12 protein-coding genes are annotated in these 13,623 nt (G+C 64.0%); all 12 read right to left on the bottom strand.

What is annotated here, in order from left to right:
- A partial coding sequence (tssI, locus tag LO50_RS05040; RefSeq protein WP_044314299.1) for a type VI secretion system tip protein TssI/VgrG occupies positions 1-1,053 on the bottom strand: 1,053 nt, incomplete at its 3' end.
- A gap of 15 nt (positions 1,054-1,068) precedes the next feature.
- Entirely contained in the window at positions 1,069-2,577 is a 1,509-nt protein-coding gene (locus LO50_RS05045; protein WP_044314307.1) for a sigma-54 interaction domain-containing protein, read from the bottom strand.
- A gap of 10 nt (positions 2,578-2,587) precedes the next feature.
- On the bottom strand, positions 2,588-5,179 hold the full coding sequence (gene tssH, locus LO50_RS05050; RefSeq protein ID WP_044314300.1) for a type VI secretion system ATPase TssH: 2,592 nt from the start codon (positions 5,177-5,179) through the stop codon (positions 2,588-2,590).
- Between the two features lie 11 nt (positions 5,180-5,190).
- Positions 5,191-6,198 (bottom strand): type VI secretion system baseplate subunit TssG, encoded by a 1,008-nt coding sequence (gene tssG / locus LO50_RS05055; protein WP_044314301.1) that lies wholly within the window; start codon positions 6,196-6,198, stop codon positions 5,191-5,193.
- Positions 6,162-7,952, bottom strand: a complete 1,791-nt coding sequence (gene tssF, locus LO50_RS05060) for a type VI secretion system baseplate subunit TssF (RefSeq protein WP_044314302.1) — start codon at positions 7,950-7,952, stop codon at positions 6,162-6,164. Before tssF ends, tssG begins: the two co-directional genes overlap by 37 nt.
- A 57-nt stretch (positions 7,953-8,009) precedes the next feature.
- The gene (locus tag LO50_RS05065; RefSeq protein ID WP_044314303.1) at positions 8,010-8,372 is read right to left on the bottom strand and encodes a hypothetical protein; all 363 of its coding nucleotides are present in this window, start codon (positions 8,370-8,372) and stop codon (positions 8,010-8,012) included.
- Complete coding sequence (locus tag LO50_RS05070) at positions 8,359-8,994, bottom strand: DUF2931 family protein (RefSeq protein WP_044314304.1); 636 nt, start codon at positions 8,992-8,994, stop codon at positions 8,359-8,361. Before LO50_RS05070 ends, LO50_RS05065 begins: the two co-directional genes overlap by 14 nt.
- Positions 8,991-10,913, bottom strand: coding sequence for a PAAR domain-containing protein (locus LO50_RS05075; protein WP_044314305.1), 1,923 nt, complete (start codon positions 10,911-10,913; stop codon positions 8,991-8,993). Before LO50_RS05075 ends, LO50_RS05070 begins: the two co-directional genes overlap by 4 nt.
- An 11-nt stretch (positions 10,914-10,924) precedes the next feature.
- A complete protein-coding gene (gene tssE, locus LO50_RS05080; RefSeq protein WP_003303358.1) occupies positions 10,925-11,332 on the bottom strand; it encodes a type VI secretion system baseplate subunit TssE in 408 nt (135 codons plus the stop codon).
- 4 nt (positions 11,333-11,336) lie between these two features.
- Positions 11,337-12,815, bottom strand: coding sequence for a type VI secretion system contractile sheath large subunit (gene tssC / locus LO50_RS05085; protein ID WP_003303357.1), 1,479 nt, complete (start codon positions 12,813-12,815; stop codon positions 11,337-11,339).
- A gap of 26 nt (positions 12,816-12,841) precedes the next feature.
- Entirely contained in the window at positions 12,842-13,348 is a 507-nt protein-coding gene (gene tssB / locus LO50_RS05090) for a type VI secretion system contractile sheath small subunit (RefSeq protein WP_008567243.1), read from the bottom strand.
- A gap of 17 nt (positions 13,349-13,365) precedes the next feature.
- On the bottom strand, positions 13,366-13,623 hold a 258-nt coding region (locus tag LO50_RS05095; protein WP_044314306.1), incomplete at its 5' end, for a type VI secretion system domain-containing protein.

Raw genomic sequence — 13,623 nt, forward strand, 5'->3', positions numbered from 1 at the left:
ACCCCAGCCCTCTCCCCATAGGGGAGAGGGGGCCAGTCCGTGGTGAGCCGGGACATTGGTAATTGACTCCTCCAACACCTGTGGCTGCTTACCTTCATGCAGCACCTCGGCCAGCAGCCAGAGCTGGTTCCAGTCGCTGCGCGGGTGTTCGCCAAGCGGGAGGAAGTGCCCGCTCGCCAGTTGCGGCTGGTCGCTTTCGCCTTCGGCCAGTTCGTAATCATGGCGGTGGCGCTCCAGGGCGCGTTGTGACAGGTGCTTGCCGCGGGCGCGCTCAGTGAAGCGGCCGGGGTAGTCGTAGTCCTCGAGATGCGGCTGGAACTCGCTGTGGAACGCGGCCTCCATGGTCAGGCGTGGCTTCTCGAAATCGTAATCGCGGCGCGTGACCCGGCTGGTACGGGTTTCCAGACGCAGGCCGAAGCGCTTGATCACCGGTTGGTCGGCGACCAGACCGCTGTCCTGTTGATAGGCGGTAGCCGCGAGCCTGGGGAAGACGGTCTGGTCATCGCCGAAGACCAGCACATGACCACTCGCACCGTGCTGGAAGTGATAGTGGATGCCCTCTTCCTCGCACAGGCGCTGGATGAAGTGCAGGTCGGTTTCGTCGTACTGCACGCAGTACTCGCGCGGCGGGTAGACCACCGGGCCGAGCCCGAAGCGGTAGGCATCGGCTTGGATACCATGTTCCTCGAGCACCTGGGCGATGATCTGCGGCACCGTCAGGTGCTGGAAGACGCGCTGGTTGGTGCGATGGGCGAGGTAGGCCAGCTGTGGCACGAGCGTGAGGCGATAGCGGGTCAGGCGCTTGCCGGATTCACCCTGGGCGGCCTGATGCACCAGCCCATGAACACCACTGCCATCCGGCGCGAAGGCAAGAAAAGCCGGGCGATGCAACAGGCTTTCCAGATCCAGGTCGGGGCGCTCGCTGACCAGTTCCAGGTCGAAGCGATAGGGCTGGCTGATGGCTTCACGGCCCCGGAATTCGAGCATCTTGAAGTCGTTCTCGACGCCTTCGAGGGAAAGCGTGAAGTGGGCCTGGTTGGCTGGGTTGAACATGGCGTCTTTCCTTCCTTAGAGATCGGCCGGGCTGATATTCAGCCGTTCCATGCGATACAGCAGCGTTCGCCGCGGCAGGCCGAGTTCGCGGGCGGCCTGGCTCTGGTTGCCGCCGTTCTTGCGCAGGCAATCCATGAGCAGGCTGCGTTCGACCCGCTCCATGCGTTCGCGCAGGTTCAGGCTGCTGTCCAGGCTTGCTTCCACATGCAGATTGAAGTGTTCCGGCAGCAGCTCACCGCCCTCGCAGAGCAGCACGGCGCGCTCCACCAGACCCTTCAACTCCCGCACGTTGCCGGGGAAGGCATAGCCTGCCAGACGCTCGAGCGCGGCGTCGGACCAGCGACACAGATCGCGCTGGAGAAACGCGCAGGCCTTGTCGGCGAAATGCCGGGCCAGGCGCAGGATGTCCTCTTCACGCTCGCGCAGCGGCGGCAGTTCGATGGGGAAGTGCGAGAGGCGGTAGAACAGATCCTCGCGAAACAGGCCGTTCTCCACCTGGCTGCGCAGGTCACGGTGGGTGGCGGCGACGATGCGCACGTCGACCTTGTGGGTTTCGGTGGAGCCCAGCGGGCGCACTTCGCCTTCCTGCAGCACGCGCAACAGCTTGGCCTGCAGCAGCAATGGCATGTCACCGATCTCGTCGAGGAACAGCGTGCCGCCGTTCGCCGCATCGAGCAGGCCGCTGCGGTCGCGGTCGGCACCGGTGAAGGCGCCCTTGCGGTAGCCGAACAGCTCACTTTCCAAGAGTTGCTCAGGCAGCGAAGCGCAGTTCTGCACGATGAAGGGTTTGCTGCGGCGAAACCCGCAATCGTGAATGGCGCGCGCCACCAGTTCCTTGCCGGTACCGGTTTCTCCCGTGAGCAGCACGTTGACCGGGCTGTGCAGCACCTTGCCGATCAATTGGTAGACCGCACGCATGCGTGGGCTGTCGCCGATGAGGCCGTAACCGCTGGCGCAGGGGCTGACCGGTGCGGCGGGCGACGCGGTGCTGCCGGGTGCACGCAGGCGCTGGAGCAGATGCAGCTGGGCGAGGCCGAAGGCGCCGAGCTGGGCCAGCGAGCCGCTGAAGCCGTGCAGCTCGCGCGATTCGGTACTGGCCGTCAGCAGCAGGCCGGCGACGCGCTGCTGCTCGTCCTGCAGCGGCAGGCAAAGCAGGCTCCGCCACGGCTTTGGGCTATCCGGCAGGAAACCCGAAGCATGCAGGCTGCTGTCCAGTTCGCTGAGGCAGAGCGTCTGGTTCTGGCACAGGCAGTATTGCAGCAGCTGCTCGCCGTCGTAATCACTCGGCAGGCTGGTGGCTTCGCGTGGCTGTAGCAGGCCGTTGTGCCATTCAGCGCAGAGCGTCAGGCGAGTGTGGGTGGCGTCCAGCAAATAGAGCTGGCTGAGTTGGCAGTTGCTCAGCTGCGCCGCGGTTTCCACCAGTCCACCGAGCAGGCTGTCGGCGTTCGCCGCGCGCGCCAGCCCGGCGAAACGGCCCAGCAGGGCCTCGGCATAGCGCAGCGGCTGTGGCACCTGATTGAACATCGCAGACATCTCAGGCGAACTCACAGACCAGCGCACCGTTGCCATCCAGCGTGGCATGTACCCGCTGCAGCGGCTCGCCACTGGCCATGGCATCGAGCAGGCGGTCCACCACCAGCGGTTGCAGGTGCTGCTCGATCAGGTGGTCGATCAGGCGCGCACCGCTGTCGCTGTCGCCGCAGCGCTCGGCGAGGTGCGTGACCAGCGCCGGGCAGTGGCTGAACTGCAGCTGGCGACGCTGCAACCGCTCACCGAAGCGTGCCAGCTTGAGCGCGACCAGCTCGTCGAGCACTTCGCCGATGATCGGGTAGTAGGGCACCACACGCATGCGCCCGAGGAGGGCCGGCTTGAAGTGCTGCGACAGCTGCGGACGGATGGCCAGTTCCAGATCCTCGGCCGCCGGTCGCTGTCCGACGGTGCAGAAACTGGCGATGCGCTCGCTGGCGAGATTGCTGGTCATCAGGATCAGGGTGTTGCGGAAGTTGATCTCGCGGCCTTCGCCGTCATTCGCGACGCCCTTGTCGAAGATTTGATAGAAGACATTCATCACATCGGGATCGGCCTTCTCCACCTCGTCGAGCAGGATCACCGAGTAGGGTTTCTGCCGCACCGCTTCGGTGAGCATGCCGCCTTCGCCGTAGCCGACATAGCCTGGAGGCGCGCCGATCAGGCGGGAAACGCTGTGTTTCTCCTGGAACTCGGACATGTTGATCACGGTGAGGAAGCGCTCGCCGCCATACAGCAGGTCGGCCAGGGCAAGGGCGGTCTCGGTCTTGCCGACACCGCTGGGGCCGACCAGCAGGAACACGCCCACCGGAGCGTCGGGCTTGTTCAACCCGGCCGCTGCCGCGCGCATGGCACGATCCAGCGCTTCCACGGCCTGTTCCTGACCGCGCACCCGGGCGCGCAGATCGGCGGCGAAGTTGGCGACCTGGGCGTTGTGCTCCCGAGCCAGCTGCGTCAGCGGCACACCGGTCCAGTGGCTGATCACCTCGGCCACCAGGCGCGGGCAGACCTCATGGCTGACCAGTCGCTGCTCGGCCTGGGCTACGGCGAGTTCGGCCTGTACGGCGCGTAGCTCGGACTCGAGCTCATCGAGCGATGGGGTCTCGCCGTCCTCGTTCGCATCGCTGCGGGCTTCGGCGGTGCGTTTGCGCAGGTCGAGCAGGTGCTCGGCGAGTTGGCGCTGTTTGGACCAGCGGGATTCGAGCAGCTCGATCTCGTCCCCCGCCGCGATCAGGCGTTGCTCCAGCCGCTCCAGGGCAGCCGTGTCGACCGGCAGGCCGGCGGCCAGATCGCGGCGCATGGCTTCACGCTGACGCTCGCCTTCGGCGACCTCGCCACGCAGGCGTTCCAGTGCCTCGGGTGCGGCGGCGAGGCTGATGCGCACCCGCGCGCAGGCGGTATCCAGCACGTCGACGGCCTTGTCGGGCAGCTGCCGGCCGGCCAGGTAGCGTGCCGACAGTTCGGCGGCGGCGGCGACCGCATCGTCGCGCAGGTAGATGCCGTGACTCTTTTCGTAGACCGGCGCCAGCCCGCGCAGGATGGTGACGGCTTCCAGAACGCTCGGCTCGTGCAGTTGCACCGGCTGGAAGCGCCGGGCCAGCGCCGGGTCCTTCTCGAAATATTTCTTGTACTCGCTCCAGGTCGTCGCCGCGATGGTGCGCAGCTCGCCGCGCGCCAGGGCCGGCTTGAGCAGGTTGGCCGCATCGCCGCTGCCTGCCTGGCCGCCGGCCCCGATCAAGGTGTGCGCCTCGTCGATGAACAGGATGATCGGCTTGGGTGAGCCTTTCACTTCGTCGATCACGCCCTGCAGACGGCGTTCGAATTCGCCCTTCACGCTGGCGCCGGCCTGCAGCAGACCGAGGTCCAGGCAGAGCAGCTCGACGCCCTTCAGTGCCACAGGCACTTCGCCAGCGGCGATGCGCAGCGCCAGGCCCTCGACGATGGCGGTCTTGCCGACCCCAGCTTCGCCGACCACGATTGGATTGTTCTTTCGCCGCCGGGCGAGGATGTCGATCATCTGGCGGATCGCCGAGTCGCGGCAGAGCACCGGATCGAGCTTGCCGTCACGGGCCTGTTGGGTGAAGTTTTGGGTAAAGCGCGCCAGGTTCGACTCGCCACCGGCAGCAGGTTTGCCAGTGCTGCCTTGAGGCTGCTGGCTTAGGGCGAAGTCGCGCAGGCGCTCGGCATCCAGCCGGGCCAGCAATGGCTGGTAATGACTGCCTGCATAGCGCAGCGGATTGCGCAGCAGCGCGAGAATCAGCGCGGCCTGGTCGATCTGGCTCTGGCCGAGTTCCAAGCTGGCCACCAGCAGGGCATCCTGCAGCCATTGCACCAGCTCGGTGGAAAACACCGGGTTGCGCGATTCGCTGCGCTCGCCTCGCGGTTGCAGCGCCTGCGCCAGTGCGCCGGTATCGACTTCGGCATCCAGCAAGGCTCGCTTGAGCAGTCCGTCGGGACGCTCGAGCAGGCCGAGCAGCAGGTCCTCGACGAGAACCTTGCTGCCGCCACGTACCACGCAGCGTTCGGCTGCGCCTTCCAGATCCTGTTTACTGGGGGTATCCAGGGCTTGCACCAGTTGCTGTAAGTCGACGTTGATCATTTTCATCTTCCTTAATGAGTCTTGCTGCCCAGGGTGACCAGGCCGTCGGCGCGGTCGCGTCCGAGCCAGCTGGTCCAGCCGAGGCGGCAGTTGTTATCGGCGCCGATGCGCAGCTCACGGATCTCGTCCGGGCGAAGCTCCAGGCGCAGGTCGTAATCCAGCGGATCGCGCAGGGTGAAGCGCACCAGCGCACAGAGCGGCTGGTAGCCGCTGCCGATGGGCAGGAATTCGTGGAAGCGATTCCAGTCCAGCTGGCGGATATGGATGCGGAACTTGCCGCCGCGGTCGCGGACCCGCTCGCCGAGCACCAGGCTTTCGCCCAGCTGACTGTTGGCCAGCCCGAGGCGGTTGCGTTGCTCGCCGAGGATTTCCACCCGGCGCTCCAGGCATTGCTCGATGTTCAACTCGGCGTGCTTGAAGTAGTAGCGCAGCACCGATTCGATCAGTGCCGCCGAATGCGCGCGCAGGCTGAGCAGGCCGAGATAGGGCAGCAGGCGCTTCCAGTTCAGCTCCGGCGCGCTGCGGATGGCCTCGCCGCTGAGTCCGACCAGGGCGAACAGCTGCTCCGAGAAGGGGTCATGGGCGCCGCTGGTGAAGCGGGCGCGGTATCGGTACTTCTGCCAGATGGGCAGCAGCAGGCGCTGCAGGCGGTTGTTGAACAGGTCGAGGAAGTCGCGGGTCGGGTTGCCGTCTTCGCTGTCGCCAAGCGCTTGTTCGCCGTAGAAGGCCGGCAGCGGCGAGCCAGCGCCGAACAGGCTGACCAGGTTGATGCGCAGGCGGGCACGCCACTCGCCGTGCTCCTGGAAGAACTGCACCTGCTCGATATCACTGCCGGGAAAGCCCAGGCTCGGGTTGGCCTGGAATTCCAGACGCTCGTAGAGCGCCTCGTCATCCAGACCGGGATTGAGCTGGCGCAGGCGATCGAGCACCAGCAGCACACCCTGGAACAGGCTGTACTCGCGGATGCCGCGGTTGAGCGGTTTCAGAGCAGCGGTTGCTGACCCATGCGCGGCGTCCATTGGTACACCTCTCCCTGTGTGCTCTGCACGCGCAGCTCGTGATACGAGTTGAGGCTGGCGTAGAGGGCGAAGAATTCGTTGAGCACCGAGGCGAAGAGGAACAGATCGCCCTCACCAATGAAGCCGTCCTGGTTCATGGTCAGTTCGGTACGTACGCCACGCACCGGCAGCCCGCGATGCAGGCGATCGACGTGCTGGTGGGCGATGTGAGCCAGGCCGCCGAGGCGCCGCCGGCTGACGTTCTCGGCGTGCTTGTCGTAATAGCGTGGTAGGTCGTAGGTCTCGAGGATCACCTTGAGCGCCTCGACGTTGGCCAGCGACAGGTAGTTCAGCGACATGTTGCTGATCAGCTTCCACAGATAGTCGCGCTGCAGCGGCGGCGCGTAGCTCGGGGTGACCGCCGAGATATTGCGGAAGCTGAGAAATTCCGGGGTGTCTTCGCAGGGCTTGCAGATGTCGCCGAGCTTCAGCTGGCGCGGCAGGTTCTGGTTGGTGCAGGTCAGCTCGATGGACAGCGTCTCGTGCTGGTCAAGGTTGCGCAGACCGAAGCTGAGCCAGGTTTCCTGGCCTTCGCCCAGCAGCGAAGGTTGCTGGCGCACGCTGTAGTGCGGGCGCGCCACCGGCACATCGAAACTGGGGTCATGCTCGAAGGATTCGAACGGCACGTACTCTTCGTAGCCCATGCCGCCGGGTTTCCAGCCGGTGACCCGATCCACCGAAAACACGCCGCATTGCTGCGCATCGTACTCGGCCGGCAGCAGCAGGTACTGGTCCTGCTTGCCGTCCAGGCGGATCGGGATGGCATCGTGCGGGAACAGGTTGACCACCGGCGTGCAGTACAGGCGCACGTTGTCCAGCGTCGGGCGGATGCGCTGCACGCCGGCCTTGTGAATGTCGAAGCGCAGCTCCAGGCCGCGGGCCTGCTTGAGCAAATCCTCGGGGATGCGTTGAATGATCTCCAGGCCCTTAAGGTCGACGAAGAGAAACTTGTCCGGGAAGGCGAAATATTCCTGCAGGTAGCGATAGCCGCGGAATGTATTGAGCGGGTAGGGGATCAGCGCCTCATCCTCGGCGAATCCCACCGGTTCGACCTGCTTGGCGTTGAGCTGCAAGGGCGTCAGCGGTCGGCCATCCGGACCGGTCAGCGGATGACCCTGCGCGTCCAGCGGCACCAGCTCGATGCCGCCCAGATGCCGCAACAGGCTCAGGTAGAGCAGCTGGCTGATATAGGGCTCGCCTGCCAGGTGCAGGCGCAGATGGTTGAGACCGATCTCGCCGAGATGGCCATCGGCGCTCATCTGCAAGCGCAGGCTGAGCAGCGCCCCGGTGCCCTTGACCGAATACTCCAGCGCCTGCAACGCCAGCGGCAGCACCTCGGTGGCGTAGGCGGTACGAAAGCAGCAGCTCACGCCCTGCACCGGATTGGATTCCACCGGCGTATTGCGCGGCACCGTCAGCGCCGGGCCGGGTCGCTTCAGCGGATCGAACTGCAGCATGCTGAAGGCCGGCAGCGGGCGCATGTAGTTCGGCCACAACAGATGCATCAGCGAGTGGGTCAGCTCCGGCAGCTCGTCATCGAGCTTCTGCCGCAGCCGCCCGGTGAGAAAGGCGAAACCTTCGAGCAGCCGCTCGACATCCGGATCGCGCCCGGCCTGCCCGAGGAATGGCGCCAGTGCCGGACTGCGCTCAGCGAAGCGCTTGCCCAGCTGGCGCAGGGCGGTGAGCTCGCTCTGGTAGTAGTGGTTGAAAGACATGTCTAACGATTCATCCTTGTCGTTTCGTGTCCGACGCGCTTGCGCGGCGGGACTCTCCTAGAGTCGGCGGTAGCATCCCGTGATGGTGTCCATGTCCACGAGCAGGCAGTTACCGCTTGGCACAAGTCTCATCCCGTCTAAAAAGGCCCTCGGCCCGCGTTCGCGCAACTCGATCTGCCCGTCCACCATTGCCCAGCGCCCTCGACCCTGGATGTCGAGGCTGCCGTAGTAAAGCACCGCCTCGAACGTGCCTTGCTCATGGAGCAGCAGCTGCGAGCCCATTTCCACCACGCCGACCAGTTCGTAGCGCCCGGCCAGTTCGCGCGGCGACGGGGAAGTGCTGGTGCAGGCGGCCAATGTCAGCGCGAGGGCGGCGAGTGCCAGGCGGGTGTAGGGCGAGGAGGATCTACCATGACCCATAGGGCACCCCGTGTTGCTCGATATAGGCCTTGGCTTTGTCGGAAAGCGGACGATGTTCTCCGTTGGATTTCCCGCCGTACGGCCCGACCTTGCTGATGGCCGCTTCGAAGCGACCTATTTCGATGGATTGCAGGCAGGGTCCGCCTACCCAGGCCTTGGCGATGCCTCCAGGGGCCACGCCGATGGTTATAACCCTGCGATACATCCCTTCGACGACTCTTTTCTCGCCACGGCAGTAAGGAGCCTGAGGCTTGAGCATCTCCTCACGCACCCATTCGGGAACATTGATGCGCACGTTATAGGTCTGCGGTTCGACCAGTGATTGCCAGCGCACAAAAATGATCTCCGGTAGGTCGATGCCACGTAGGCCCTTCCCGGCGGTTCCGGCCGGATGCGATGGCCATCCGGTTACGACGCTTGCATAGGATGGCACGCCGCCACCGACTCTTTCGTAAGCCAGCCCACGGCGGTCGATTACATCCACGCTCTCCACCCAGACTTCCATATTGTCGGGCGCGATAACGCCTGCATACCAAGTGTCAAACGGCAGTCTGGGTTGGGCTTGGCTGCTCGCGCATCCACTGAGCAGGACGAATGCGCAGGCGAGAAAGAGACTCTTCATTCGGGATAGCCTTGCTGTGGCTGGTTGTTGTAGATCAGACGGACGTTGGGTGCTGGTTTGCTGATAAGCAGACCGCTAGAGGGCTTCCAGTTCGCTGACAGGTGGATGTAGTTTCTCCGAAGCAAGCGTTCTTCATTTTTATCCAGGCCGTAACGGCCTCCTTTGGAAAAAGCCATCAGCTTATCGGCAATTTTCTGAAGCTCCTCGGGCAGTGCGGTTGCTCTTTCCCTTTCATCGATGAAGTCGAAAGGAACTCCTTGCTGCACTGCTAGTTCCCGCATCACACGCAAATACACCAGCGCCAACTCGCCGCGTATCTGACGGTCAATAGTTACCAGGCCTAATACCCAGTCCTCCGGCGGATGGTTGACGCCGCGGGGGTTGAGTTTGCGGATGCGGCGAACCTCTTTTTTAAGCTGATCTTCCGGTAGCCCGAGAGCCATCCACTTCTCGTATTGACGGCTGGTTTCACGCCAGGCGTGCGTGTTTTCAATAGACGTCCCAGCGGGCACCGTGGAGCTGACAGGACGACTCAAGATCAGCTTTTCCCGGGCAATCGGAAGATAGCCACCACCGATATCCGAGTGCGCGCCGGGAAGGGCTATCTCCTGGTGATGCGGAGCCACGCTATTGAGCGCGAAGTTCCAGCGCATCTCATCACGAGCCGTGAGCTGGACTACCTTGCGTGCGCAACCCGGAGGCAGGTACAGGTTGACGCCTGGATTTAGGTGGTCCGCAGGGCTGAAGTCCCACCTCATTGGGTCGGCCACGGCTGCTACCGTATCGAACAGCCCGATAAAGTTGATGCAGGCGTGGCCGCTCCATTCGAAGTCTTCTGACAGCCCGAACTGGCCTGGGCGCAGGAGGCCAGCCAGCACCCCACCGTTGGCTTTGAGCAATTCATTGGCGAAATGGCGAGCTGCTGCTGCGCCGCGGCTGAATCCGAAGATATCGAATTCCAACGCGTCGACCTGCACTTCGGGATTGCTTTCCGTAAATAGGCCCAGCTGTAGGCTGATCGTGTTGGGGCTCTGCATCACCCGGGCTACTACGCCGGTATCGCCCATCCCAGTAGCTTGCCCGTATACCGAATCTTCCTCGCCGCTGCTGGTGCCGATGCCTTCGAGATACGCCTTGATGCTGGCGCTACGCTCGTCCTTAGCCAGGCTCCGGGTCGCATCGTCCTGGTACAGGTCGAACAACCGCGCTACGTTGCTCGGCGCGTTGCCGTAGCTGTTGTCCGGTGTCTCGGTAAAGAAGCCGTTGCCTTCGCTACCGCCGAAACCATGCGCCCTACAATACTCGACGACTTCGCCGAGAGTGCGCTCGTCCAGCAGGGTCAGGTCGTCCTGGCGACACCTTTCGGTCACGGCAGCATTAGCCAGGTTGTTGCCGGTGCCATCGAAGAACACGCCGATTCGCAGGGTGATGCCCTGGCGCGCCTGTTGCTGCGGCTGCTCGACCAGCTCCTCTTCCTCGTCTTCTTCTTCCAGGCCCAAAGGCGCTAGGTCCCCCGGCTCTTCCTGCCAGGCTCGGGCCAGCGGTGAGGTCGGGAGTAGGGACGTTACTGCGTTGGTTGCCGCAGCAATCGCAGCGGACGCAATGCCGAGCACTTCTGGCGTGAGGAAGGGCGCCGGGCTGTGACCAGTGCCGATGACCACCGTACCCGAACCGGCGGTGACGACATTGCCGTGGTTACCCACACTGCCCACCACCGCCGCCGGCTTGCCGTCGATCAGCACATTGGGAATCACTGCGCTGGCCATTGCGCCGCCGCAGGCGGAAGCGTCGCCCATGCGTGCGGCCGGCAGGCCGTCGAACAGCACGTCGGGTGAGCCGACGGCGATGGGGTTGGTGCCGTGGCCCGTCTTCGGGCAGGCGGTAGGATCGCCGAGGCGGGCTGCGGGTTTGCCGGACATCCGTTGTCTCCTTACTGGACCTTGACCTGTCCGCTGCCATCCAGGCTGGCGGAAAAGCTGACCTGGCGCTTGAGGCCATCCACTTCCAGCAGGCCTTCGATGGTGAAGGCGAGGGTCAGTGGATCGTGGGTGCGCGGCAGCGACAGCACGCGCACCTGGGTCAACCTGGGTTCGTACGCTTCGATGAAACGTTCGATGGCGATACGCGCCTGCTGCAGCGAGTCGTGCAGCGACAGGCGCATATCGTTGAGATCGGGCAACCCGTAGTCGGGCAGCGTCTGCACGCTGCCCGCTCGGGTGCTGAGCATCTTGGCCAGATGGGCAGCCACCGAGGCCATCGCCGCGACTTCGCGGCTCCAGCCAGAGCGCCGTGCGGCGTCACCGCCGAGGCGTTCGAAGAGGCTGCCGTATCCGTTCAAGTGCTTATTCCTTGTCCAGCTTGCCGACCAGCGACAGGGTGAAATCCGCGCCCATGTACTTGAAGTGCGGACGCACGCTGAGGCTGACGCGATACCAGCCCGGCTCGCCCTCGACATCGCTGACGTTGACCTGAGCTGCACGCAGCGGACGGCGGCTGCGTACTTCGGCGCTCGGATTCTCCTGATCGGCGACGAACTGGCGAATCCACTTGTTCAGTTCCAGTTCGAGGTCGGTGCGCTCCTTCCAGGCGCCGATCTGCTCGCGCTGCAGCACCTTCAGGTAGTGAGCCAGGCGGTTGACGATGAACAGGTAGGGCAGCTGAGTGCCGAGCTTGTAGTTCAGCTCGGCGGTCTTGCCTTCTTCGCTATTACCGAAGAACTTGGGCTTCTGCGCCGAGTTGGCGGAGAAGAACGCGGCGTTGTCGCTGCCCTTGCGCATGGTCAGGGCGATAAAGCCTTCCTCGGCCAGCTCGTACTCGCGACGATCGGAAACCAGCACTTCGGTCGGGATCTTGGTTTCGATCTCGCCCATGCTTTCGAAATGGTGCAGCGGCAGGTCTTCCACTGCTCCGCCGCTCTGCGGGCCGATGATGTTCGGGCACCAGCGGAACTTGGCGAAGCTGTCGGTCAGGCGGCTGGCGAAGGCGTAGGCGGTGTTGCCCCACAGGTAGTGTTCGTGGCTGCCGGCGACGTTTTCCTTGTAGACGAAGCTCTTCACCGGGTTGTCTTCCGGATCGTAGGGGTTGCGCAGCAGGAAGCGCGGGACGGTCAGGCCGACGTAGCGGGCATCTTCCTGTTCGCGGAAGCTCTGCCACTTGGTGAACTGCGGGCCCTCGAAGTGATCCTTCAGGTCCTTCAGGTCCGGCAGGCCGGTGAAGCTTTCCAGACCGAAGAACTTCGGGCCGGCAGCGGCAATGAATGGCGCGTGGGACATGCTCGCGACGCTGGCAACGTACTGCATGGTCTTCACGTCTGGTGCGCTGGGGTCGAAGAAGTAGTTGGCGATCAGCGCACCGACCGGCTGGCCGCCGAACTGGCCGTATTCGGCGGTGTAGATGTGCTTGTACAGGCCGGACTGAACGATCTCCGGGCTGTCCTCGAAGTCGTCGAGCAGGTCCTGCTTGGAGGCGTTGAGCAGCTCGAGCTTGATGTTCTCGCGAAAGTTGGTGCGATCGACCAGCAGCTTCAGACCGCGCCAGGAGGATTCCAGGGCCTGGAACTGCGGGTGGTGAAGGATTTCGTCCATCTGCTGGCTGAGCTTGGCGTCGATCTCCGCGATCATGCGGTCGACCATGGCCTTCTTCACCGGCTCGTTTTCGTTCTGCGGCTTGAGCAGTTCTTCGATGAAGGCCGAGACGCCGCGCTTGGCGATGTCGTAGGCCTCGTCGTCCGGGGTCAGGCGGGTTTCGGCGATGATGCGGTCGAGGATGCCGCCTTCGGCGAGGTGGTTGCCGTGCTCGACGGCGGCTGCGCTAGTGGTCATGTAGATGTGCTTCCTTGTCGGTGATATCAGGCGTCCAGCTTCTCTTTGGCCGCCAGGCCCAGTTCGCCGAGTACGCGGTCACGCGAATCGTCGTCGGCGAGTACGCTTTCGATGGCCTTGCGGAAGGCCGGGGCGTTGCCCAGCGGGCCTTTCAGGGCGACCAGGGCGTCGCGCAGTTCCATTAGTTTCTTCAGCTCCGGGACCTGCTCGACCAGATTGGCCGGGTTGAAGTCCTTCATCGAATTGATGCGCAGCTGCACGGCCAGCTCGTCATCGGTCTGCTCGTCCTGCAGACGGTTCGGCACGCCGAAGGTCAGGTTCAGCTCCTGCTTGGCCAGGACCTCGTCGAAGCTGTTCTTGTCGATGGCGATGGGCTTGCGGTCTTCGATCTTGCGATCGTCGGCGCGCTGGGTGAAATCGCCCAGCACCATCAGCTTGAGGGGCAGCTCGACCTCTTCCTGAGCATTGCCGGTGGCCGGCTTGAACGTGACGTTGATGCGTTCCTTGGGTGCAACCGAGCCTTCTTTGGCCATGGTGTTCTCCTTTGCGGTTAATCCAGCACCACTTCGAGATCGAGGTGGCACAGCCTGCGGTAAATCTCATCCTTGCTTTCACGCACGGCGTGGTTCTGCGGCAGCAGCTCGCAACAGCTGTGCAGCAGGCGCAGTACCTCGAGGGCGAGATCGGGTTCCCAGCTGCCCAGGCCACTGGCTTCGAGCTGCTGGTCGAGTGCTTCGAGCTGGGTTTTGGCCAGCTCGTATTTCTTGGCCTGGTAGCACAGGCGGGCGAGGCTCAGCTGCCAGAAGAA

This window comes from Stutzerimonas stutzeri (assembly GCF_000935215.1).
In the GTDB taxonomy this organism is placed as follows: Bacteria; Pseudomonadota; Gammaproteobacteria; order Pseudomonadales; family Pseudomonadaceae; genus Stutzerimonas.

Bases quoted from the DNA above. Each gene is read 5' to 3' on its own strand.
- LO50_RS05045 (WP_044314307.1), bottom strand. From the start codon at position 2,577: ATGTTCAATCAGGTGCCACAGCCGCTGCGCTATGCCGAGGCCCTGCTG.
- tssH (WP_044314300.1), bottom strand. From the start codon at position 5,179: ATGATCAACGTCGACTTACAGCAACTGGTGCAAGCCCTGGATACCCCC.
- tssG (WP_044314301.1), bottom strand. From the start codon at position 6,198: ATGGACGCCGCGCATGGGTCAGCAACCGCTGCTCTGAAACCGCTCAAC.
- tssF (WP_044314302.1), bottom strand. From the start codon at position 7,952: ATGTCTTTCAACCACTACTACCAGAGCGAGCTCACCGCCCTGCGCCAG.
- LO50_RS05065 (WP_044314303.1), bottom strand. From the start codon at position 8,372: ATGGGTCATGGTAGATCCTCCTCGCCCTACACCCGCCTGGCACTCGCC.
- LO50_RS05070 (WP_044314304.1), bottom strand. From the start codon at position 8,994: ATGAAGAGTCTCTTTCTCGCCTGCGCATTCGTCCTGCTCAGTGGATGC.
- LO50_RS05075 (WP_044314305.1), bottom strand. From the start codon at position 10,913: ATGTCCGGCAAACCCGCAGCCCGCCTCGGCGATCCTACCGCCTGCCCG.
- tssC (WP_003303357.1), bottom strand. From the start codon at position 12,815: ATGACCACTAGCGCAGCCGCCGTCGAGCACGGCAACCACCTCGCCGAA.
- tssB (WP_008567243.1), bottom strand. From the start codon at position 13,348: ATGGCCAAAGAAGGCTCGGTTGCACCCAAGGAACGCATCAACGTCACG.